A 21223-nucleotide genomic window follows, 5' to 3' on the forward strand; every position below is an offset into this window, starting at 1 on the left:
CTGATTTGATCTTTTGGAAAAGATTAAATCTTCTGGGCCTTGGTCACGATACGGTCAAGCTTCCAGTGAACCGTCTTGGAAACAGGACGGGTCTCGGAAATCTGAACGGTATCGCCCTCGGCGGCTTCGTTGGCTTCGTCATGGACATGAACCTTGCGGCTCTTGATGACGTACTTGCCGTAGATCGGATGCTTGACGCGGCGCTCAACAAGCACCGTAATCGTCTTGTCCATCTTGTCGCTGAGCACCACACCAGTCAGCGAGTGGCCCTCGGACTTCTCAACTTTTTCTTCAGTCATTATTTAGCGGCCTTCTGAGCGAGAATCGTCTTGATACGGGCAATGTCGTGCCGCGTATTGCGAATCTGGTTGGTGTTATGAAGCTGCTGAGTGGCCTTCTGCAGGCGGAGCTTGAAAAGCGCCTGGTGGAGGTCAGTCAGTTCCTTCTTAAGAGCGGCCTCGTCGAGGCCCTTGAGTTCTTTAACGTCCATTGCCGTCTCCTTACATGCCGATCTGGCGAACAACGAACGTGGTCTTCACGGGCAGCTTGGCAGCCGCCAGAGCGAAGGCCTCACGGGCCACGGACTCGTCCACGCCGTCCATTTCATAAAGAACGCGACCCGGCTGAACCTGGGCCACCCAGTACTCGGGATCACCCTTGCCGTTGCCCATACGGACTTCCGCAGGCTTGGAAGAAATGGGCTTGTCCGGGAAAATGCGGATCCACACGCGACCGCCGCGCTTGATGTGGCGGCTGATCGCACGACGGGCTGCCTCAATCTGGCGAGCCGTAATGCGACCGCGCTCGAGCGTCTTCAGGCCGAAGTCGCCGAAGGCAACATTGGCGCCGCGCTGGGCCAGGCCGTTGTTGCGGCCCTTCTGGTCCTTGCGGTACTTTGTACGCTTAGGTTGCAGCATTGTTTATTCTCCGTCTTTGGCTGAAGCCGTAGCCTCAGCCTCGTTGTTGCGATGGCCGGCGCCGCGGCGGGCACCCGGACGAGCGGGGCGGTCGCCGTTGCGGCGGGCGCGATGCTCGCGCTCAGGAGCCGGCTCCATGGCCGTATCAACGCTGAGGTCGTCACCCTTGTAGATCCAGACCTTGACGCCGATCACGCCATACGTGGTGTGAGCCTCAGAGAAGCCGTAGTCGATGTTGGCGCGAAGGGTATGAAGCGGAACGCGGCCTTCGCGGTACCACTCGGTACGGGCGATCTCGGCGCCGTTCAGGCGGCCGGACGACATGATCTTGATGCCCTTGGCGCCAAGACGCATGGCATTCTGCATGGCGCGCTTCATGGCGCGGCGGAACATGATGCGCTTCTCGAGCTGCTGGGTGATCGACTCGGCGACGAGCACCGCGCAAAGCTCAGGACGGCGGATTTCTTCGATGTCGATGTGGACGGGAACGCCCATCATCTTCTGGACCTCAGCCTTCAGCACCTCAATGTCAGCGCCCTGCTTGCCGATCACGATGCCGGGACGGGCCGTGTAGATCGTAATGCGGGCGTTGTTGGCCGGACGCTCGATGAGGATGCGGCCGACGGAGGCGTTCTTCAGCTTCTTCTGAAGGAAGCTGCGAACCTTCAGGTCCTCAGCCAGAGTACGAGAAAAGTTGCGGCCAACCGCATACCAGCGGGACGTCCAGTTGCGCGTCACGGGCAGACGGAAGCCGGTGGGATTGATTTTCTGACCCATAATTCACCTTTACTTAGCTTTCGCGTCGCTGACAGTCACAAAAACGTGAGCCGTCTGCTTGCCAATACGGCAACCGCGGCCCTTCGCGCGAGCCTGGAAACGGCGCAGCGTGGAGGCCTTCTCGACGTAGATCTTGGACACATAAAGTTCATCAATATCCGCACCGAAATTGTGCTCGGCGTTTGCAATCGCAGACTCCAGAGCCTTGCGGATAATGACGGCAGCCTTCTTCTGGGTGAAAGCCAGAATGTTAAGGGCCTTGTCAACAGGCTTGCCGCGGACGAGGTCGGCAACGAGGCGGCCACGCTGGGCCGACAGGCGCACACCGCGAACAATAGCAGTAGTTTCCATCTTTTACCCCTTAGGCGCCTGCCTTTTTATCGGCAGAAAGCGCGTGACCATGGAAGGTCCTCGTCATGGCGAACTCGCCCAGCTTGTGGCCAACCATATTCTCATTGATATAAACCGGAACGTGCTGACGGCCGTTGTGCACGGCAATCGTCAGACCGATCATTTCCGGAACGATGGTAGAACGACGGGACCAGGTCTTCAGCGGCCGCTTGTCGCGGGTTTCCTGGGCCTTTTCAACCTTTTTCATCAGGGAAGCGTCAACAAACGGTCCCTTTTTGAGTGAACGAGACATTCACGCCCCCTTATTTGCGATAGCGACGCTGAACGATCATGCTGTCAGTGCGCTTGTTGTTGCGAGTACGGTAGCCACGGGTGAGCTGGCCCCACGGAGTAACCGGAGCGCGGCCCGTACCAGTCTTGCCTTCGCCGCCGCCGTGCGGGTGATCCACCGGGTTCATCACAACGCCGCGGACCGTCGGGCGAATGCCGCGCCAGCGGTTGGCGCCGGCCTTGCCGAGCTCGCGCAGGTTGTGGTCATCGTTGGAAACCACGCCAATGGTGGCGCGGCAGTTGATGCCGATGCGGCGCACTTCGCCGGAACGCAGGCGAACCTGAGCGTACTCGCCTTCACGGGCGATCAGCTGAGCGTTGGAGCCAGCAGCACGGGCGAGCTGAGCGCCCTTGCCCGGGAAGAGCTCGACGCAGCAGATCGTGGTGCCGACCGGGATATTGCGAAGGGGCAGGCAGTTGCCGACCTTGATGGCGGCCTCGGAGCCGTTCACGATCTCGGAGCCGGCAGTCAGGCCCTTCGGGGCGATGATGTAGCGGCGTTCGCCGTCTGCGTACAGCACCAGAGCGATGTGCGCGGAACGGTTCGGATCGTACTCAATCCTCTCCACGCGGGCGGGGATGCCGTCCTTGTTGCGGAGGAAATCAATCAGGCGATAGGCGCGCTTGTGGCCGCCGCCCTTATGACGGGTCGTAATGTGACCGAAATTGTCGCGGCCGTTGATGCGGTTCTTCTTTTCGGTAAGCGCAGCAAAAGGCTTGCCCTTGTGAAGTTCCGGATGAACAACCTTGACCATGTGACGGCGTCCGGCGGACGTCGGCTTCATGCTGACGAGAGCCATTACTTCACCTCCTGCGCGAAGTTAATGTCCTGACCAGGCTTGAGGCACACGTAAGCCTTGCGGACATCCGAACGACGCCCCTCAAAGCGGCCAAAGCGTTTCTGCTTGCCCTTCAGGTTAGTAACCTGGACGGAGTCAACCTGCACCTTGAACAGCAGCTCGACTGCATCCTTCACTTCTTTCTTGGTCGCGTCCTTGGCAACGCGGAAGGCAACCTGGTTGTTTTTGTCGGCGATCATGGTGCTCTTTTCAGAGACGATCGGGCCAACCAGCACCTTGTAAAGACGTTCCTGGCTCATCCCAGCATCTCCTCGATCTTGGCGATCGCAGCCTTCTCAACCACCACGTTCTTGTAGTGAATAAGGGAAAGCGGATCAGCGTAGCGCGGCGTAACAACAGAGACATTCTTCAGGTTGCGGGAAGCAAGATAAAGATTGTCGCTGACTTCGTTGGCAATGAACAGCGCCGAATCGGCAACGCCCAGAGCCTTGGCCTTGGCGGCAAATGCCTTGGTCTTGGGAGACTCGACATCAAGCGACTCGACCACGACCAGACGGCCGTCCGCAACCAGCTTCGAGAAGATCGAAGACAGCGCGGCGCGATACATCTTCTTGTTGACCTTCTGGCTGAAGTTCTCATCCGGAAGGTTCGGGAAGGCGCGGCCGCCCTTGCGCCACAGAGGAGAAGAGCTCATGCCGGCGCGAGCGCGGCCGGTACCCTTCTGCTTAAACGGCTTCTTGGTGCTGTGGTGAACTTCGGCGCGGGTTTTCTGCGCGCGGGTTCCCTGGCGTGCGTTCGCCATGAAAGCGACAACGATCTGATGAATCAGAGCTTCGTTGTATTCGCAGCCAAACACGGCATCGGCAGCCGCCAGCTTGGCGGTTTCCTTACCCTGTTCGTTAATAACATTCAGTTCCATGGGTCACTCCTTACGCCTTAACTGCAGGACGGACAACAACCTGACCGTTCGCAGCGCCGGGAACAGCGCCACGGACTAACAGCAGACCGCGGGCAGCGTCCACACGGGCAACAACCAGATTCTGGGTGGTGCGCTGGACATCGCCGAGGTGACCGGCCATGCGCTTGCCGGGGAACACACGGCCCGGGTCCTGGCGGTTACCGGTCGAACCGGGGGAATTCGTCGTCACGGAGTTGCCGTGGCTCGCGCGCCCGGAACTGAAGTGGTGACGCTTGATCACGCCCGCGTAGCCTTTGCCGATCGTACGGGCGGTCACATCGACCTTCTGCCCGACGGTGAACATTTCTACGCTAAGAACCTGACCGGGCTTGTAGGAATCAAGCTTATCGGCGTCAACGTGAAATTCTTTAAGGGTAGAGCCGGCTTCAACACCGGCTTTGGCGAACTGGCCGGCAAGGGCTTTCGTCACGCGGCTAGGACGGCGGGTGCCAAAGGCAACCTGAATGGCGTTGTAGCCGTCGGTTGCTTCAGTCTTAACTGCCGTGACACGGTTGTTCGACACATCGAGCACAGTCACGGGAACGGACTTGCCGTCATCCGTGAAAATGCGCGTCATGCCGACCTTGCGACCAACAAGGCCAAGCTTATCACTCATTGTTTTCTCCACCCCGGCTACGATTGGCCGGGACCGTTACTTAAAAGCGCCGCCAAAAAGAGTGCTGGCGGCAAAAAGAGGTGCGATTTTAACCCAAAGCCAGAATTGCTGCAACCCGGGCAAAAATCAAATCCGTTACTCCACCTTGATCTTCACATCCACGCCGGCCGGAAGATCCAGCTTCATCAGGGCGTCAACCGTCTTGTCCGTCGGGTCGATGATGTCCATCAGGCGCTGATGCGTGCGGATTTCAAACTGATCGCGGCTGGTCTTGTTGACGTGCGGGGAACGCAGGATGTCGAACCGCTGGAAGCGGGTGGGAAGGGGAACCGGGCCGCGGACAACGGCGCCAGTGCGTTTGGCCGTATCGACGATTTCCTGAGCGGACTGATCGATCAGTTTGTAGTCGTAGGCCTTGAGGCGGATGCGGATGCGCTGAGACTGCATTTCAAATTTCCTAAAAGAACTTAGAAAGAACAAACAACAAAACAGGGCCGAGATTTTATCTCGACCCTGTTTGTTTTGTCAACTGCCGGAGCCCGACAGTTAATAATCCTTGAGTTTACTCAAGAATCTTGGCCACAACGCCGGCGCCAACCGTGTGACCGCCTTCGCGAATAGCGAAGCGCAGGCCCTCTTCCATGGCGATCGGGGCGATCAGCGTGACGGTCATCGTCGTGTTGTCGCCAGGCATCACCATCTCAACGCCTTCCTCGAGCTCGATCGTGCCGGTCACGTCCGTCGTGCGGAAGTAGAACTGCGGACGATATCCCTTGAAGAACGGGGTGTGACGGCCGCCTTCTTCCTTCTTCAGCACGTACACCTGAGCCGTGAACTTCGTGTGCGGAGTGATCGTGCCGGGCTTGGCAACCACCTGGCCGCGCTCGACTTCCTCGCGCTTCGTGCCGCGCAGCAGGCAGCCGATGTTGTCGCCGGCCTCGCCTTCGTCGAGCAGCTTGCGGAACATCTCAACGCCCGTGCAGGTCGTCTTCTGAGTCGGCTTGATGCCCACGATTTCAATTTCATCGCCCACGCGGATCGTGCCGCGCTCAACGCGGCCCGTCACCACCGTGCCGCGGCCGGAAATCGAGAACACGTCCTCGATCGGCATCAGGAACGGCTTGTCAAGCTCACGCACGGGCTCCGGGAAGTACGTGTCCATCGTGTCGGCCAGCTTCAGGATGGAGGGAACGCCGTACTCGGACTGATCGCCTTCCAGGGCCAGCTTCGCAGAACCCTTGATGATCGGGATCTCGTCGCCGGGGAACTTGTACTCGGTCAGCAGGTCGCGGACTTCCATCTCAACCAGCTCGAGCAGCTCCGGATCGTCAACCAGGTCGCACTTGTTCAGGTAGACGATGATGTTCGGAACGCCGACCTGACGGGCAAGCAGAATGTGCTCGCGGGTCTGGGGCATCGGGCCGTCGGAGGCGGCCACCACCAGGATCGCGCCGTCCATCTGGGCCGCGCCCGTGATCATGTTCTTCACATAGTCGGCGTGCCCCGGGCAGTCCACGTGAGCGTAGTGGCGCTTCGCGGTCTCGTACTCCACGTGAGCGGAGTTGATCGTGATGCCGCGGGCCTTCTCTTCAGGAGCCGCGTCAATCTGGTCATAAGCCATGGCATGCCCGCCGAACTTCTGGGCGAGGACGGTCGTGAGCGCAGCCGTCAGGGTGGTCTTGCCGTGGTCAACGTGACCGATCGTGCCCACGTTCACGTGGGGCTTGGAACGTACATACTTCTCTTTTGCCATTTTTCTTCCTTATTGGGAATTGCTGTGAAGATCTGATTATTTTATCTCAGATCATCAAATTACTTTGCTTTTTCTGCGATGACGGCCTCGGTCACGTTGCGCGGGGTTTCCTCGTAGTGGTCGAATTCCATCACGTACGTAGCGCGGCCCTTGGTGAGCGAACGCAGACGGGTCGCGTACCCGAACATTTCAGCCAGCGGCACCATGGCGCGAATGGCCTTTCCGCCATTTTCCATGTCGTCCATGCCGTCAACCTTGCCGCGGCGGGAGGACAGGTCGCCGACCACGTCGCCCATGCTCTCTTCCGGAGTCTCGACCTCGACCTTCATGATCGGTTCGAGCAGAACGGGCTTGCCCTGGCGCAGGCCGTCCTTGAAAGCCATGGAAGCAGCCACCTTGAAGGCGTTTTCGTTCGAGTCCACCTCGTGGTAGGAGCCGAAGTACAGGGTCGCCCTCACGTCAACCACCGGATAGCCGGCGAGCACGCCGGACTTCAGAGAGTCCTCGATGCCCTTCTGGACGGCCGGGATGTACTCGCGCGGCACCACACCGCCCTTGATGGCGTCGACGAACTCGAAGCCCTTGCCGGCAGGAAGCGGCTCAAGCTTGAGCACGACGTGGCCGTACTGGCCACGGCCTCCGGTCTGCTTGACGAACTTGCATTCCGCCTTCTCAACCGTGGCGCGGATCGTCTCGCGGTACGCCACCTGAGGCTTGCCGACAGTCGCTTCAACATTGAACTCGCGGCGCATGCGGTCAACCAGCACGTCGAGGTGCAGTTCGCCCATGCCGGAAATAATGGTCTGACCGGATTCTTCATCGGTGTGGACGCGGAAGGACGGATCCTCCTGGGCCAGGCGCTGAAGGGCGAGAGCCATCTTCTCCTGGTCGGCCTTGGTCTTGGGCTCGACAGCCTCAGAAATCACAGGCTCCGGGAATTCCATCTTTTCAAGAATGACCGGGTGGTCGATGTCGCAGAGCGTATCGCCGGTGGTGACCGTCTTCAGGCCCACGGCAGCAGCGATATCGCCGGCCTCGACTTCCTTGATTTCCTTACGGTGATTCGCGTGCATCTGCAGCAGGCGGCCCAGACGCTCCTTCTTGTCCTTCGTGGCATTGAGCACGGTTTCGCCGGAAACCATGACGCCGGAGTAGACGCGCAGGAACGAGATCTGGCCGACGAAGGGGTCGGTCATGATCTTGAAGACCAGGCAGCTCGCGTATTCCTTGTCGTCGGCACGGCGCTCGACAGGCTGATCGTTCAGGTCAAAGCCCTGAACCGGGGGAATGTCAACAGGAGAGGGCAGGAACTCGATCACGCCGTCGAGCATGCGCTGCACGCCCTTGTTCTTGAAGGCCGAGCCGCAGAACATCGGCTGAGCCTTGTTGGCGATGGTGAGCTGGCGAAGGCCCTTGACGATGTCCTCGTTGGAAAGCTCTCCGTTCTCGAGATACTTTTCCATGAGCTCGTCGTTCGCCTCGGCGGCAGACTCAATCATCTTTTCGCGCCATTCCTTGGCCTGATCCACCAGCTCGGCGGGGATCTCCTCGTAGTCGAACTTGGTGCCCTGGGAGGCTTCGTCCCAGACGATGGCCTTCATCTCCAGCAGGTCGATCACGCCTTTGAAGGCATCCTCAGCGCCCAGCGGAATGACGACGGGAACCGGGTGGCCCTTCAGGCGGGTCTTCATCTGATCGTAGACACGGAAGAAGTTCGCGCCGACGCGGTCCATCTTGTTCACGAAAGCGATGCGGGGCACGTGATAGCGCTCCGCCTGGCGCCAGACCGTCTCGGACTGGGGCTGCACGCCGCCAACGGAGTCATAGACCATCACGGCGCCGTCAAGCACGCGCATGGAGCGCTCGACTTCCACCGTGAAGTCCACGTGCCCCGGGGTGTCGATGATGTTCAGACGATAGGCATCCGGGTACTGCATTTTCATGCCGTGCCAGAAGCAGGTCGTGCAGGCGGAGGTAATCGTGATGCCGCGCTCCTGTTCCTGCTCCATCCAGTCCATCGTGGCCGCGCCGTCGTGGACTTCGCCGATCTTGTGGTTCACGCCGGTGTAGAACAGAATGCGCTCGGTCGTGGTCGTTTTGCCCGCATCAATATGGGCAGAAATACCAATGTTGCGATAGCGCTCAATCGGAGTGGTACGCATAGTAAATTTGTCCCTTTAAAGGGAGGCGTTTTCAGCAAACGTCCTCCCTTGTTTGAAAAATTAGAAGCGGAAGTGGGAGAACGCCTTGTTGGCTTCAGCCATGCGATGGACCTCATCGCGCTTCTTAACCGCACCGCCGCGGCCCTCGGCGGCATCCATCAGCTCACCGGCGAGACGCTGGGGCATAGATTTTTCGGAGCGGCTCTTCGCGGATTCACGCAGCCAGCGCATGGCCAGCGCCATACGACGAATCGGGCGGATTTCGACAGGGACCTGGTAGTTCGCACCGCCGACACGGCGGCTCTTCACTTCAACCAACGGACGGACGTTATTCAGAGCTGTAGTGAAAACTTCCAGCGGGTCCTTGCCGGATTTTTCCTGAATCTGCTGGAGAGCGCCATAGACGATGCGCTCGGCGACGGCCTTCTTGCCGTCCAGCATGATCACATTGATGAACTTGGTGATTTCAACGCTGCCGAACTTAGGATCCGGCAGGACTTCACGTTTGGGTACTTCACGACGACGGGGCATTCTTTCCTCTCGTTAAATCTTCAGTCATTTTGACCCATTATGGCGGGCCATATATCCAGCAGCCACTTACTGCAGGCTGCGACTTACTCGGCATTCGGTTAAACCGACCCTGCCGTTCTGTCCTTGCAGCTGCTCTGCAATGATCAGGCAGCCTTCGGGCGCTTCGCGCCGTACTTCGAACGGGACTGCTTGCGGTCCTTGACGCCCTGGGTATCCAGAGAACCGCGGACGATGTGGTAGCGAACGCCCGGCAGATCCTTCACACGGCCGCCGCGGATCAGCACCACGGAGTGCTCCTGAAGGTTGTGTCCTTCGCCGCCGATGTAGGAAATGACTTCAAAGCCATTGGTGAGGCGAACCTTCGCGACCTTACGAAGAGCGGAGTTCGGCTTCTTCGGGGTGGTGGTGTAGACACGGGTGCAGACACCGCGCTTCTGCGGGCTGTTCTTCAGCGCAGGGCTCTTGCTCTTCTCATGAGTGAGAGTGCGAGGCTTGCGCACAAGCTGATTGATGGTTGGCATTAAAAACGTCCGTTAAATAAAAAACTTTTAAATTAAAAGTTTCCGTTGGCTAATACATACTTATGTCTTTTCACGCCGGCGCGCGGCAAAGCCTGAGCCTTCCGCACACCTGTCGAGAAAAGACATGTGAGTATGGACTTTAAAGGCCGAATTGTCAAGTCACCTTCTGATTTTTTAAGATTTTTAGCCTCCGGAGACCTCAAGCTGCGCCCCAAACTAAAAGGCGGACCATCATTCCTGACGGTCCGCCCTGCTGCGCGAGAACTTAACGCTTATTGCGCAGAAGGATCTGCCTTGGGAGCCGAAGCGCTCTGCGCGGCAAGCTCAGAGGCCGCAGCCACCTGTTCGGCGGCGGTAGCTTCGGCCAGAGCCCTGGCCTCAGCCGCCTCAGCAGCTTCCTTCGCCTTAACGGCCTTGTGATAGGCAAGTCCGGTTCCAGCCGGAATCAGGCGGCCGACGATCACGTTCTCCTTGAGTCCGCGGAGGTGATCGACCTTGCCCATGATAGCGGCCTCGGTGAGCACCCGGGTCGTTTCCTGGAAGGAAGCGGCGGAAATGAAGGAGTCCGTCGACAGCGAGGCCTTCGTGATGCCAAGCAGCAGATTCTGGTAAGTGGCAGGCTGCTTGCCTTCCTTGACGGCAGCGTCATTGGCATCGAGAAGCTCAGCGCGCTCGACCTGCTCACCCTGGATGAACCCGGTATCTCCCGGATTTTCCACGATGACGCGGCGCAGCATCTGGCGAACAATGACTTCAATGTGCTTGTCATTGATCTTCACGCCCTGCAGCCTGTACACGTCCTGCACTTCATCAACGACGTACCGGGCGAGGGCCTCGATGCCGAGCAGCCTCAGAATGTCATGCGGATCCGTCGGGCCGTCCACAATCTCCTCGCCCTTCTGGACAACCTGGCCGTCATGGACCAGCACGGTCTTGTCCTTCGGGATGAGGAACTCGTGGTCGTTGCCTTCGCCATCGGTGATGATGAGGCGCTGCTTGCCCTTGGTCTCCTTGCCGAACGTCACGGTGCCGGTCACCTCGGCGAGCATGCCGGCGTCCTTCGGGGAGCGGGCCTCGAAGAGCTCGGCCACGCGCGGCAGACCGCCGGTAATGTCGCGGGTCTTCTGAGACTCGACCGGAATGCGGGCGAGGACCTCGCCCCGGCCGATGCTCTGGCCGTCGCGAACCAGCACCAGAGCCCCCACGGGCAGCTGAATCGTCACCGCGTGATCCGTGCCGGGAACCTTGACCTCGTTGCCGTTCACATCGAGCAGATGAACCAAAGGACGCAGGGTCGACACCGACCCGCCCTTGCGGGACCCGTGGCCGGAGGCGCCGGAACGCTTCGGATCGATCACAACCTGAGTGGACAGTCCGGTCACCTCGTCGGTCTGGCTCATCACCGTGACGTTTTCGATCACGTTTTCAAAGCGGACCTGGCCAGCGTGCTCGGAAATGATCGGACGAGTCATCGGATCCCAGGTCGCGATCTGAGCCCCGGCCTTGACCAGCTGGTCGGGATGCACGAGCAGCGTCGCGCCGTAAGGGATCTTATGCCGTTCACGCTCGCGGCCGGTGGTGGCGTCGGAAACGACGACCTCACCCGAACGGGAGATGACGACAAGCTCGCCCTTGTCGGACGTCACGTAGCGCATCGCCGAGGTGTAGGACACCTTGCCCGCGGCCTTGGCCTCGACGCTGGAGGCGACCGCCGCGCGGGAAGCTGCACCGCCGATGTGGAACGTACGCATCGTCAGCTGCGTGCCCGGTTCGCCGATGGACTGGGCGGCTATGACTCCGACCGCCTCTCCGACATTGACCAGCGAGCCGCGCCCGAGGTCGCGGCCGTAGCACTTCGCGCAAAGCCCGTGACGGGTTTCGCAGGTCAGCGGCGTACGGACGGAGACCTCGTCAATTCCGGCCGCGTCGATCTTGTCGCAGATATCCTCGTCAATCAGCGTCCCGCGGGCCGCAATCAGCTCATCGGTCTCAGGATTATGGATATCCTCGGCAGCCACGCGTCCGAGAATTCTGTCGCGCAGAGCCTGAACAATGTCGCCGGACTCCACGAGAGCGCGCATCTTGACGCCGCGGGTCGTGCCGCAGTCCTCTTCGGTCACCACGAGGTCCTGCGTCACATCGACCAGACGACGGGTCAGATAACCGGAGTTCGCGGTCTTCAGGGCCGTATCCGCCAGGCCCTTGCGAGCGCCGTGGGTCGAAACGAAGTACTGCAGCACGTTCAGGCCTTCACGGAAATTCGCGGTAATAGGCGTTTCAATAATGGAGCCGTCCGGCTTGGCCATCAGGCCGCGCATGCCGGCCAGCTGGCGAATCTGGGCAGGAGAGCCGCGGGCGCCGGAATCTGCGGCCATGTACACGGAGTTGAAGGACTCCTGCGTTGTCTTCTTGCCGTGGCGATCCACAACGGGCTCGACCGACAGATTCTGCATCATGACCTTGCCGACCTTATCAGCCGTACGGCCCCAGATGTCCACCACCTTGTTGTAGCGCTCGCCCTGAGTGACGAGGCCGGAAGTGTACTGGGACTGAATTTCCTTCACTTCTTTTTCAGCCGCAGCCACAAGCTCGTCCTTCTGAGCCGGGACCTTCATGTCCGACACGCAGATCGAGATGCCCGCCTGAGTGGACAGGTAGTAGCCGCGGTTCTTCAGCGCATCCACAAAATCCACCGTGGCCCTCAGTCCGCAGGTACGGAAGGACGTCGAGATCAGGCGGCCGATTTCCTTCTTCTTCAGCGTCTTGTTGATTTCAGCGAACTTCATGCCCTTCGGCAGGATCTCGGACAGCAGCGCCCGGCCTGCCGTGGTCTCGACGCGGATCACATGGTCCTTGAGCTCGCCCGTCTCGCGATTGAGCTCGTACTCCTTGATGCGGACCGTGCACCGGGTCTGAAGCGTAACCACCTTGGCGGCGAGGGCGCGGCGCACTTCGTCCACATCCTCGAAGAACATGCCCTCGCCCGGCGCGTTCACGCGGGCGCGGGTGCTCCAGTAAAGGCCGAGCACCATGTCCTGAGAAGGCACGTTGGCCGGATCGCCGTTGGCCGGGAACAGAATATTGTTCGTCGACAGCATGAGCGTGCGGGCCTCAAGCTGGGCCTCCAGCGACAGGGGCACGTGAATGGCCATCTGGTCGCCGTCGAAGTCGGCGTTGAACGGAGCGCACACGAGAGGCGGCAACTGCAGGGCCTTGCCGCTGATCAGCTTCGGCTCGAAGGCCTGGATGCCCAACCTGTGCAGCGTCGGGGCGCGGTTGAGCAGCACCGGGTGCTCGTAAATCACTTCTTCCAGGATGTCCCAGATGACGGGATCCTGCGTTTCGACCATCTTCTTGGCGGCCTTGATGGTGTTGGCCAGACCGCGCATCTCGAGCTTGTTGTAAATGAACGGCTTGAAAAGCTCGAGAGCCATGGGCTTCGGCACGCCGCACTGATGCATCTTGAGCTCCGGCCCCACGCAGATCACGGAGCGGCCGGAATAGTCGACGCGCTTGCCGAGCAGGTTCTGGCGGAAGCGCCCCGACTTGCCCTTGATCATGTCGGCCAGGGACTTGAGCGGGCGCTTGTTCGGACCGGTCATGGCCTTGCCGCGGCGGCCGTTGTCGATCAGGGAGTCCACGGCTTCCTGCAGCATCCGCTTCTCGTTCCTGACGATGATGTCGGGGGCCTTCAGCTCAAGCAGCCTCTTGAGTCGGTTGTTGCGGTTGATGACTCTGCGGTACAGGTCGTTCAGATCCGAAGTGGCGAAACGGCCGCCGTCGAGCGGAACCAGCGGACGGAGATCAGGCGGCAGCACCGGAAGCACTTCGAGGATCATCCACTCGGGATGGATGCCGGAGCGGTTGAAGCCCTCGAGCACCTTCAGGCGCTTCGCGTACTTCTTGATCTTGGCGTCGGAGTTGGTCTCCTTCAGCTCCGCGCGGAGCTGCTCGATCTCCTTCGGGATGTTGATGGACTTCAGGAGCTCGCGAATAGCCTCCGCACCCATCATGGCCTTGAATTCGTCGCCGAACTCCTCGGTCTTCGCGACATAGTCGTCTTCCGTCAGCAGCTGGCCGCGCTTGAGCGGAGTCATGCCGGGGTCCACGACAACATAGGCTTCAAAGTAGAGCACGCGCTCGATGTCGCGCAGCGGGATGTCGAGCACCATGCCCATGCGGGACGGCAGGCTCTTCAGAAACCAGATGTGAGCCACGGGGCTCGCGAGTTCAATGTGCCCCATGCGCTCGCGGCGAACCTTGGACAGCGTCACTTCCACGCCGCACTTCTCGCAGATGACGCCGCGGTGCTTCATCCGCTTGTATTTGCCGCAAAGGCATTCGTAGTCCTTGATCGGCCCGAAAATGCGGCAGCAGAAGAGCCCGTCACGCTCTGGCTTGAAAGTGCGGTAGTTGATCGTCTCCGGCTTTTTGACTTCGCCGTAAGACCACTCTCTGATTTTTTCCGGAGAAGCAATCGAAATGCGCAGGGCATCAAAATGATTATCCTGCTGCACCTGCTGAAACAGATTGAGAAAGGCGTTATTCATTCCGATAACCGTCCTTAATTTTTCACATAGTCGAGATCAATGCCAAGCGAGCGGATTTCACGAACCAGCACATTGAACGATTCCGGAGTTCCGGCGTCAATGGACAGATCGCCCTTGACAATGTTTTCGTACATCTTGGTGCGGCCGTTCACGTCGTCGGACTTGACGGTGAGCATTTCCTGCAGGGTGTATGCCGCGCCGTAAGCCTCGAGCGCCCAGACTTCCATCTCGCCGAAGCGCTGGCCGCCGAACTGGGCCTTTCCGCCCAGCGGCTGCTGGGTAACCAGAGAATACGGACCGGTGGAGCGGGCGTGCATCTTGTCGTCCACCAGATGATGCAGCTTGAGATAGTGCATGTACCCGACCGTTACAGGGCAGGAGAACGCTTCGCCGGTGCGGCCGTCGTAGAGCGTCGCCTGGGTCCTGTTCTTCGTGAGCTGCAGCCTCTTGACCTCCTCATCCGGGAAAGCCATCTCGAGCATCTGGTTGATCTGCTTTTCGCTCGCGCCGTCGAACACAGGCGTCGCAAACGGAATGCCGTCGCGGAGGCGGCGGGCCATAGCGATCACTTCATCATCGGTAAGGCTGTCGATATCTTCCTTCTTGCCGGTCGTGTTGTAGACCTTGTTCAGGAAGGCGCGGACCTCCTTCACCTGCTTGCCGCGCTCGCTGTCAAGCAACTCCTGGAGCCTCCAGCCCAGTCCCTTGGCCGCCCATCCGAGATGGACTTCCAGCACCTGGCCGATGTTCATACGCGAAGGCACGCCCAGAGGATTGAGGACGATGTCCGCGGGGCGCCCGTCGGCCATATACGGCATGTCTTCCACCGGATTGACCTTCGAGACCACGCCCTTGTTGCCGTGGCGGCCTGCCATCTTGTCGCCAGGCTGCAGACGGCGGCGCTCCGCAATGTAGACCTTCACCATCTTAAGGACGCCGGGGGGCAGCTCGTCGCCGCGCGTGAGCTTGTCTTCCTTGAGCTTGTAGGCGTCGGCAAACTCCTTCACCTTGTCCTCGAGGGCTTTGCGCGTGAGGTCGATCAGTTTCTGATCGTCCTCGGTTTCCATCACGATCGAGAACAGGCTGCGGGAATCGAGGCTGTTGAGGTATTCGGCCGTCAGAGCAGAGCCCGAAGCAAGCCCGTTAGGTGCAGACAGGGCCTTTTTGCCGGCGAGCTGGCGGCGCAGACGGGCGCAGGCGTCGGTTTCGACGATTCTGCGTTCATCGTCCAGGTCGCGCTGGTAGCGCTTGAGTTCGCTCTCGATGATCGACTTGGCTCGCGAATCGCGCTCAACGCCCTCGCGGGTGAAGACCTGAACGTCAATCACGGTGCCGGACATGCCTGAGGGCACGCGCAGCGAAGTGTCCTTCACGTCGGAAGCCTTTTCGCCGAAGATCACGCGAAGCAGCTTCTCCTCAGGCGTGAGCTGAGTCTCTCCCTTCGGCGTCACCTTGCCCACCAGCACGTCGCCCGCCTGGACCTCAGCGCCGATGAACACTATGCCGGCGTCATCGAGGCGGTTGAGCTGCTGCTCGGGCAGGTTCGAAATATCGCGGGTGATCTCCTCAGCGCCCAGCTTGGTGTCGCGGGCAACGACGGAGAGCTCTTCGATGTGGATGGACGTGTACCGGTCGTCTGCGACCACCTTTTCAGAAACCAGAACCGCGTCTTCGTAGTTGTAGCCGTTCCACGGCATGAAGGCGATCAGCATGTTCTGGCCCAAGGCGAGCTCACCCTGGTCCGTAGAAGCCCCGTCGGCCAGCACGTCGCCCTTGGCGACATGATCGCCGATCATGACGATAGGACGTTGGTTGATCGTGGTGGACTGGTTGGAGCGGGTGAACTTCTGAAGGTTGTAGATGTCGACGCCCACTTCACCGGCAACGCTTTCGTTGTCGTTGACGCGGATCACGACGCGGTTGGCGTCCACATAGTCGACAATGCCGCCGCGGCGGGCCTGAACCGTCGTCTTGGAGTCCACGGCGACCGTGCGCTCCATCCCGGTTCCCACGAGCGGATACTGCGGCCGCAGGCAGGGCACAGCCTGACGCTGCATGTTCGCGCCCATCAGGGCGCGGTTGGCGTCGTCGTGCTCAAGGAACGGAATCATGGAGGCAGCGACAGAGACGATCTGCGACGGGGCGACGTCCATGTACTGGATGTCGGCGGGCCGGGCAAGAACGAACTCGCCCTTTTCATGGCACGAGACCAGTTCCTGAGTAAGCCGGTTGTTCTCATCCAGATCCGCGTTGGCCTGAGCGATGATGTACTTGCCCTCTTCAATGGCGGACAGGTAGTCGATGGTGTCCGTTGCTACGCCGTCCACAACGCGCCTGTAGGGCGTCTCAAGGAAGCCGTAGGAATTGAGCCGGGCGTAAATGGCCAGGGAGTTGATCAGGCCGATGTTCGGTCCTTCCGGAGTCTCGATCGGGCAGACGCGTCCATAATGGGTCGGATGAACGTCGCGGACTTCGAAGCCCGCGCGCTCGCGGGTGAGGCCGCCCGGTCCAAGGGCGGAAATGCGCCGCTTGTGGGTGATTTCAGAAAGCGGGTTCGTCTGATCCATGAACTGCGACAGCTGGCTGGAGCCGAAGAATTCGCGGATGGACGCCGAAATGGGCTTGCTGTTAATCAGATCCTGCGGGGTGAGCCCGTCGCTGTCGGCCTGGCCGAGGCGCTCGCGGACCGCCCTTTCCACGCGGACGAGGCCTGCGCGGAACTGGTTTTCAGCCAGCTCGCCCACGCAGCGGACGCGGCGGTTGCCGAGATGGTCGATATCGTCGACGCCGTTGACGGGAACAGTCCTCGACACGCCGTTGTCATCGGTCATGACGACATCGTCCTGTCCGTTGCGCAGCGCAACGAGCAGCTGCATGGTGTCGACGATGTCCTCGGCGGTCAGCGTGGAGGGTCCCTTGGGATCGGACTTGCCGAAGCGTGCATTGATCTTCATGCGACCGACGCGGGAGAGATCGTACGTGTCCTCCGAGAAGAACAGACGCTCGAAAAGCCCCTCGACAGCCTCTTCCGTCGGCGGTTCGCCGGGGCGCATCATGCGGTAGATGGCGATGCGCGCCGAAAGCTTGTCAGCCGTCTCATCAAGCTGCAGGGTATCGGAAATGTAAGCGCCGTGGTCGAGCTCGTTCGTGTAAAGGACGTCAATGTCCTTCACACCGGCCGCCCGCAGGCTCTCCAGCAGCTTGTCCGTAATTTCAGCGTTGGCGGAAGCGAGGACCTCACCGTCCTCCGAGACGATGTCCTTGGCCAGAACGCGGCCGATCAGGTACTCGTCAGGAACGGGGATCTCCTTGATGCCGGCCTGGTTGATCAGACGGACATGGCGGGCGTTCACGCGCTTGTCGCCCGGGACAAGAACCTTGCCGTCCTTGTCAAGGATGTCAAAGCCCATCGCGTCGCCCTTCAGGCGCTCGGGGACCAGCGCGAGCTGCGCGCCCTCAGCCTTAAGCGTGAAGTGGTCGAACTCGAAGAACCGGGCGAGGATCTGCTCCGAGGTCATGCCCAGGGCCTTCAGCAGAATCGTGCCGGGCATCTTCCGGCGGCGGTCGATGCGGAAATACAGGATATCCTTCGCATCGAACTCGAAATCGAGCCAGGAGCCGCGGTAAGGAATTACGCGCGCGGAAAACAGCAGCTTGCCGGAGGAATGGGTCTTGCCCTTGTCGTTCTCAAAGAAAATGCCGGGGGAACGATGCAGCTGGGAAACGATAACCCGCTCGGATCCGTTGATGATGAAGGATCCCTTTTCCGTCATGAGCGGAATTTCGCCCATGTAGACTTCATTCTCGCGAACTTCCTTGACTGTCGTTGGAGATTCGCGGTCGTAAATTTCAAGTCGAATCTTCGCGCGCAGACGGCTGCAGAAGCTCAGTCCGCGGAGCTGGCACTCGGCAACGTCAAACTCCGGCTTGGCAAGGTCGTAGCTGACAAAGCTGAGGCGGGCCAGCCCGTTGTGGCTGGAAACCGGGAAAATCGAATTGAAGGCTGCCTGCAGACCGATATCCTTGCGGGCATTGGGCTTCACATCGGCCTGAAGGAAATCCGCGTAAGACCGCAGCTGGATATCCAGAAGAGGAGGCACTGCAAGGACGCTCGGACGATTGGCGAAACTTTTCCGAATGCGCTTCTTTTCAGTGAACGAGTACGACATGGACACTCCGTTCGACGCGAGCGAGGAAATATCCTGGCTCAGGAGAAGAAAAAGCAAGGGACGGCAAAAGCCGCTTGGATAAGCACTGCTATCCTAGCGGCATAAACCTGCACGTCTGCAAGGCGACGTCTCTCACTCATTTGGGAAGATTTTGAAAGAAGCTCGCCTGTGCAAGCCTCTTTCAAAAACTTCTGCGCTCTAGCGCTATTTTATCCGGTCCGGGGATATCGGACCGGATAAAATCCTCAAGCGAAATTACTTGAGTTCGACCTTGGCGCCGACGTCTTCGAGCTTCTTCTTCAGCTCTTCGGCCTCAGCCTTGGGCAGAGCGGTCTTGATCGCCTTCGGGGCGGCTTCGACCAGATCCTTGGCTTCCTTCAGGCCCAGGCCGGTGGCTTCGCGGACGACCTTGATGACCTTGATCTTGTTCGCGCCGATGTCAGCCAGGACGACGTCGAACTCGGTCTTGGCTTCAGCAGCGGCGGCAGCGCCGGCGGCAGGAGCCGCAGCGACAGCGACAGCGGCGGAGGCGGAAACACCGAACTTCTCTTCCATCATCTTGATGAGTTCAGAGATTTCGAGAACGGACTTGGAGGCAATAGCCTCGAGGATTTCTTCGTTGGAAAGCGCCATTTTGAATGACTCCCAAATTACGTTGTATGAAAGTAAAAAAGCTTACAGGGATCAGGCCGCAGCCTTCTCCTTGGAATCGCGAACTGCAGCGACGGTGCGCACGAAGCGCGCCGGAACTTCGTTGAGCGTGCGAACGAACTTCGCAATCGGTTCGTTCATCGTTGCCATCAACTTGGCAAGCAGCTCGTCGCGGCTCGGCAGCTTGGACAAGGCTTCGATGCCAGCAAGGTCGAGTTCCTTGCCGTCCATCACGCCGCCCTTGATGACGAACGCTTCGTTCTTCTTGGCGAAGTTGAACAAAATCTTGGCAACGGCAACCGGATCAGCGGAAAAACCGTAGACCAGCGGGCCGACAAATTTGTCAGCCGCGCAGGCGAACGGCGTTTCTGCCGCGGCGCGCGCAACCAGGGTGTTCTTGGCAACACGCAGTTTCACACCGTTCTTGCGGGCTTCTGCCCTGAGAGCGGTGATCGCTTCAACGCTCAGTCCACGGTATTCGGCGAAAATCAGGGAAGAGCTTTCGGCGAAAATCGCCTTCACTTCTTCAATGACAGCCGCTTTGTCTTGACGATTAAGACCCATGGTCTGGCTCCACTCAGAGGTGCTAAAACTTCTAGCACCGGTTCCTTTATGACCGGCTCACCCCGAGAGAGGAAGATCTCTGCCGCTCCGCCTGAATATCCAGGCGTTACAACGTAATCCATTCTCTTCGGTATTTGCCGTCTGCGCTGGATATCTTTCTCCGCGCTGCCGCTCGGGTCGGCGCAGGAAAGACTTTTGAAACTTTCTGTCTCCAGCGGTCTTTGACTCTGGCCCCGTCCCTTAAGGACCGGGCCACCAAAGCCCTTGAGGCTTCACAGCCTCTCCCGCCCCTCTTCTTTCGAACAGAGGCAGGGTGAATCTTGAAAATCAGAGGGTGCTCATATCCACGCGGACGCCGATGCCCATCGTGGAGGAAACAGCAACCTTCTTCATGTAGACGCCCTTGGCGGCAGCAGGCCTGGCCTTATTGAGGGCGTCAATCAGCGCCTTCAGGTTCGTCTGCAGCCTGGCGGTGTCAAAGGAAGCACGGCCAATAGCGGCGTGCACAATTCCGGCCTTGTCGGCGCGGAACTGCACCTGGCCGGCCTTCGCGTTCTTGACAGCCTGAGCGACATTCGGCGTGACCGTGCCGACCTTCGGGTTCGGCATCAGGCCGCGCGGGCCGAGGATCTGGCCGAGGCGGCCGACAACGCGCATGGCGTCCGGGGAAGCGATCACGACGTCGAAGTCCATGAAGCCGCCCCTGATCTTTTCAGCAAGATCATCAAAGCCGACGATGTCAGCACCCGCCGCCTTCGCCGCTTCGGCGTTGGCGCCCTGAGTGAACACCGCCACGCGGACCACCTTGCCCGTGCCTTCCGGCAGAACGCAGGCTCCGCGGACAACCTGATCCGACTTCTTCGGATCAATGCCCAGCTGAACCGCAACGTCGAACGACTCGTCAAACTTGGCGGTGGCGCAGCTCTTCACCAGATCAATGGCGGACTTGACGTCGTAGAGCTTGCCGGCTTCAACCTTCGCCCGGTTTGCAGCGACACGCTTAGAGAACTTCTTAGCCATTACAGACCCTCCACCGTAACACCCATCGAGCGGGCAGAACCAGCAATGGTGCGGACCGCAGCATCAAGATCGGCAGCCGTAAGATCGGGCTCCTTCGCCTTGGCGATTTCCTCGGCCTGGGCGCGGGTGATCTTGCCAACCTTGTTCGTGTGGGGACGGGCAGAGCCCTTGTCGATCTTAGCGGCCTTCTTGATCAGGACGGTCGCCGGCGGGGTCTTCATGATAAACGTGAAGGACTTGTCGGAGAAAGCCGTGATCACAACCGGGATCGGGAGTCCCTTTTCCATGGACTGCGTCTTGGCGTTGAAAGCCTTGCAGAACTCCATGATGTTCAGACCGCGCTGGCCGAGAGCCGGTCCGATCGGGGGCGCAGGATTAGCCTTTCCCGCAGGCACCTGCAGCTTGATGAAGCCAATAATCTTCTTTGCCATTTGTTTACCTCTTGGGTTTTTGCGCCCGGAATCGGGCTCCCCAATGCAAGATTAAACGAGCCTTTTATTTTATCAGATCAAAGGCTCGCTACTCAATATAAAAATTATCCTGCTTTGATTTA

The 21223-nt window shown here is 59.7% G+C and carries 21 protein-coding genes; all 21 read right to left on the reverse strand.

Translation table 11 applies throughout. The annotated features are described in order from the left end of the window. Window positions 1-23: 23 nt before the first annotated feature. The 21 genes from rpsQ to rplK all read right to left on the reverse strand — a co-directional run bounded on the left by rpsQ (window position 24) and on the right by rplK (window position 21101). On the reverse strand, window positions 24-299 hold the full coding sequence (rpsQ, locus tag MUN46_RS02135) for a 30S ribosomal protein S17 (protein WP_243376039.1): 276 nt from the start codon (window positions 297-299) through the stop codon (window positions 24-26). Then, window positions 299-490 (reverse strand): 50S ribosomal protein L29, encoded by a 192-nt coding sequence (gene rpmC / locus MUN46_RS02140; protein ID WP_243376040.1) that lies wholly within the window; start codon window positions 488-490, stop codon window positions 299-301. Before rpmC ends, rpsQ begins: the two co-directional genes overlap by 1 nt. Before the next feature lie 10 nt (window positions 491-500). Then, window positions 501-917, reverse strand: a complete 417-nt coding sequence (gene rplP / locus MUN46_RS02145; RefSeq protein WP_237978803.1) for a 50S ribosomal protein L16 — start codon at window positions 915-917, stop codon at window positions 501-503. A 3-nt stretch (window positions 918-920) separates the two neighbouring features. After that, on the reverse strand, window positions 921-1694 hold the full coding sequence (gene rpsC / locus MUN46_RS02150; protein WP_237978804.1) for a 30S ribosomal protein S3: 774 nt from the start codon (window positions 1692-1694) through the stop codon (window positions 921-923). 9 nt (window positions 1695-1703) lie between these two features. Beyond that, on the reverse strand, window positions 1704-2045 hold the full coding sequence (gene rplV / locus MUN46_RS02155) for a 50S ribosomal protein L22 (protein ID WP_237978805.1): 342 nt from the start codon (window positions 2043-2045) through the stop codon (window positions 1704-1706). A 10-nt stretch (window positions 2046-2055) separates the two neighbouring features. Further along, on the reverse strand, window positions 2056-2337 hold the full coding sequence (gene rpsS / locus MUN46_RS02160) for a 30S ribosomal protein S19 (RefSeq protein WP_237978806.1): 282 nt from the start codon (window positions 2335-2337) through the stop codon (window positions 2056-2058). 10 nt (window positions 2338-2347) lie between these two features. After that, complete coding sequence (gene rplB / locus MUN46_RS02165) at window positions 2348-3175, reverse strand: 50S ribosomal protein L2 (RefSeq protein ID WP_237978807.1); 828 nt, start codon at window positions 3173-3175, stop codon at window positions 2348-2350. Beyond that, window positions 3175-3474, reverse strand: coding sequence for a 50S ribosomal protein L23 (gene rplW, locus MUN46_RS02170; protein ID WP_237978809.1), 300 nt, complete (start codon window positions 3472-3474; stop codon window positions 3175-3177). Before rplW ends, rplB begins: the two co-directional genes overlap by 1 nt. Further along, window positions 3471-4094, reverse strand: coding sequence for a 50S ribosomal protein L4 (rplD, locus tag MUN46_RS02175; protein WP_243376041.1), 624 nt, complete (start codon window positions 4092-4094; stop codon window positions 3471-3473). Before rplD ends, rplW begins: the two co-directional genes overlap by 4 nt. A gap of 10 nt (window positions 4095-4104) precedes the next feature. Next, window positions 4105-4749: a 50S ribosomal protein L3 gene (rplC, locus tag MUN46_RS02180; RefSeq protein WP_237978812.1), complete on the reverse strand. Its 645-nt coding sequence runs from the start codon at window positions 4747-4749 to the stop codon at window positions 4105-4107. A 135-nt stretch (window positions 4750-4884) separates the two neighbouring features. Then, window positions 4885-5196, reverse strand: coding sequence for a 30S ribosomal protein S10 (rpsJ, locus tag MUN46_RS02185; protein WP_022442716.1), 312 nt, complete (start codon window positions 5194-5196; stop codon window positions 4885-4887). Between the two features lie 115 nt (window positions 5197-5311). Beyond that, on the reverse strand, window positions 5312-6502 hold the full coding sequence (tuf, locus tag MUN46_RS02190; RefSeq protein WP_243376042.1) for an elongation factor Tu: 1191 nt from the start codon (window positions 6500-6502) through the stop codon (window positions 5312-5314). Window positions 6503-6561: 59 nt separating this feature from the next. Next, on the reverse strand, window positions 6562-8664 hold the full coding sequence (gene fusA, locus MUN46_RS02195; RefSeq protein WP_243376043.1) for an elongation factor G: 2103 nt from the start codon (window positions 8662-8664) through the stop codon (window positions 6562-6564). Window positions 8665-8724: 60 nt separating this feature from the next. Continuing rightward, window positions 8725-9195: a 30S ribosomal protein S7 gene (gene rpsG / locus MUN46_RS02200; RefSeq protein ID WP_237978818.1), complete on the reverse strand. Its 471-nt coding sequence runs from the start codon at window positions 9193-9195 to the stop codon at window positions 8725-8727. Window positions 9196-9338: 143 nt separating this feature from the next. Further along, on the reverse strand, window positions 9339-9716 hold the full coding sequence (rpsL, locus tag MUN46_RS02205; RefSeq protein WP_237978819.1) for a 30S ribosomal protein S12: 378 nt from the start codon (window positions 9714-9716) through the stop codon (window positions 9339-9341). Between the two features lie 272 nt (window positions 9717-9988). Next, a complete protein-coding gene (gene rpoC, locus MUN46_RS02210; protein WP_243376044.1) occupies window positions 9989-14266 on the reverse strand; it encodes a DNA-directed RNA polymerase subunit beta' in 4278 nt (1425 codons plus the stop codon). 14 nt (window positions 14267-14280) lie between these two features. Continuing rightward, window positions 14281-18435, reverse strand: coding sequence for a DNA-directed RNA polymerase subunit beta (gene rpoB, locus MUN46_RS02215; RefSeq protein ID WP_243376045.1), 4155 nt, complete (start codon window positions 18433-18435; stop codon window positions 14281-14283). A 255-nt stretch (window positions 18436-18690) separates the two neighbouring features. Next, a complete protein-coding gene (gene rplL / locus MUN46_RS02220; RefSeq protein ID WP_237978822.1) occupies window positions 18691-19068 on the reverse strand; it encodes a 50S ribosomal protein L7/L12 in 378 nt (125 codons plus the stop codon). A gap of 51 nt (window positions 19069-19119) precedes the next feature. Continuing rightward, the gene (gene rplJ, locus MUN46_RS02225; protein ID WP_243376046.1) at window positions 19120-19650 is read right to left on the reverse strand and encodes a 50S ribosomal protein L10; all 531 of its coding nucleotides are present in this window, start codon (window positions 19648-19650) and stop codon (window positions 19120-19122) included. Window positions 19651-19977: 327 nt separating this feature from the next. Then, window positions 19978-20670: a 50S ribosomal protein L1 gene (rplA, locus tag MUN46_RS02230; RefSeq protein ID WP_243376047.1), complete on the reverse strand. Its 693-nt coding sequence runs from the start codon at window positions 20668-20670 to the stop codon at window positions 19978-19980. Further along, window positions 20670-21101: a 50S ribosomal protein L11 gene (gene rplK / locus MUN46_RS02235; RefSeq protein ID WP_237978825.1), complete on the reverse strand. Its 432-nt coding sequence runs from the start codon at window positions 21099-21101 to the stop codon at window positions 20670-20672. Before rplK ends, rplA begins: the two co-directional genes overlap by 1 nt. Window positions 21102-21223 lie beyond the last annotated feature (122 nt).

The organism is Mesosutterella faecium (assembly GCF_022809315.2).
Taxonomy (GTDB): domain Bacteria; phylum Pseudomonadota; class Gammaproteobacteria; order Burkholderiales; family Burkholderiaceae_F; genus Mesosutterella; species Mesosutterella faecium.

What these genes read in the sequence shown, in the direction of transcription:
- rpsQ (WP_243376039.1), bottom strand. Translation starts at nt 299, where the DNA reads ATGACTGAAGAAAAAGTTGAGAAGTCCGAGGGCCACTCGCTGACTGGT.
- rpmC (WP_243376040.1), bottom strand. Translation starts at nt 490, where the DNA reads ATGGACGTTAAAGAACTCAAGGGCCTCGACGAGGCCGCTCTTAAGAAG.
- rplP (WP_237978803.1), bottom strand. Translation starts at nt 917, where the DNA reads ATGCTGCAACCTAAGCGTACAAAGTACCGCAAGGACCAGAAGGGCCGC.
- rpsC (WP_237978804.1), bottom strand. Translation starts at nt 1,694, where the DNA reads ATGGGTCAGAAAATCAATCCCACCGGCTTCCGTCTGCCCGTGACGCGC.
- rplV (WP_237978805.1), bottom strand. Translation starts at nt 2,045, where the DNA reads ATGGAAACTACTGCTATTGTTCGCGGTGTGCGCCTGTCGGCCCAGCGT.
- rpsS (WP_237978806.1), bottom strand. Translation starts at nt 2,337, where the DNA reads ATGTCTCGTTCACTCAAAAAGGGACCGTTTGTTGACGCTTCCCTGATG.
- rplB (WP_237978807.1), bottom strand. Translation starts at nt 3,175, where the DNA reads ATGGCTCTCGTCAGCATGAAGCCGACGTCCGCCGGACGCCGTCACATG.
- rplW (WP_237978809.1), bottom strand. Translation starts at nt 3,474, where the DNA reads ATGAGCCAGGAACGTCTTTACAAGGTGCTGGTTGGCCCGATCGTCTCT.
- rplD (WP_243376041.1), bottom strand. Translation starts at nt 4,094, where the DNA reads ATGGAACTGAATGTTATTAACGAACAGGGTAAGGAAACCGCCAAGCTG.
- rplC (WP_237978812.1), bottom strand. Translation starts at nt 4,749, where the DNA reads ATGAGTGATAAGCTTGGCCTTGTTGGTCGCAAGGTCGGCATGACGCGC.
- rpsJ (WP_022442716.1), bottom strand. Translation starts at nt 5,196, where the DNA reads ATGCAGTCTCAGCGCATCCGCATCCGCCTCAAGGCCTACGACTACAAA.
- tuf (WP_243376042.1), bottom strand. Translation starts at nt 6,502, where the DNA reads ATGGCAAAAGAGAAGTATGTACGTTCCAAGCCCCACGTGAACGTGGGC.
- fusA (WP_243376043.1), bottom strand. Translation starts at nt 8,664, where the DNA reads ATGCGTACCACTCCGATTGAGCGCTATCGCAACATTGGTATTTCTGCC.
- rpsG (WP_237978818.1), bottom strand. Translation starts at nt 9,195, where the DNA reads ATGCCCCGTCGTCGTGAAGTACCCAAACGTGAAGTCCTGCCGGATCCT.
- rpsL (WP_237978819.1), bottom strand. Translation starts at nt 9,716, where the DNA reads ATGCCAACCATCAATCAGCTTGTGCGCAAGCCTCGCACTCTCACTCAT.
- rpoC (WP_243376044.1), bottom strand. Translation starts at nt 14,266, where the DNA reads ATGAATAACGCCTTTCTCAATCTGTTTCAGCAGGTGCAGCAGGATAAT.
- rpoB (WP_243376045.1), bottom strand. Translation starts at nt 18,435, where the DNA reads ATGTCGTACTCGTTCACTGAAAAGAAGCGCATTCGGAAAAGTTTCGCC.
- rplL (WP_237978822.1), bottom strand. Translation starts at nt 19,068, where the DNA reads ATGGCGCTTTCCAACGAAGAAATCCTCGAGGCTATTGCCTCCAAGTCC.
- rplJ (WP_243376046.1), bottom strand. Translation starts at nt 19,650, where the DNA reads ATGGGTCTTAATCGTCAAGACAAAGCGGCTGTCATTGAAGAAGTGAAG.
- rplA (WP_243376047.1), bottom strand. Translation starts at nt 20,670, where the DNA reads ATGGCTAAGAAGTTCTCTAAGCGTGTCGCTGCAAACCGGGCGAAGGTT.
- rplK (WP_237978825.1), bottom strand. Translation starts at nt 21,101, where the DNA reads ATGGCAAAGAAGATTATTGGCTTCATCAAGCTGCAGGTGCCTGCGGGA.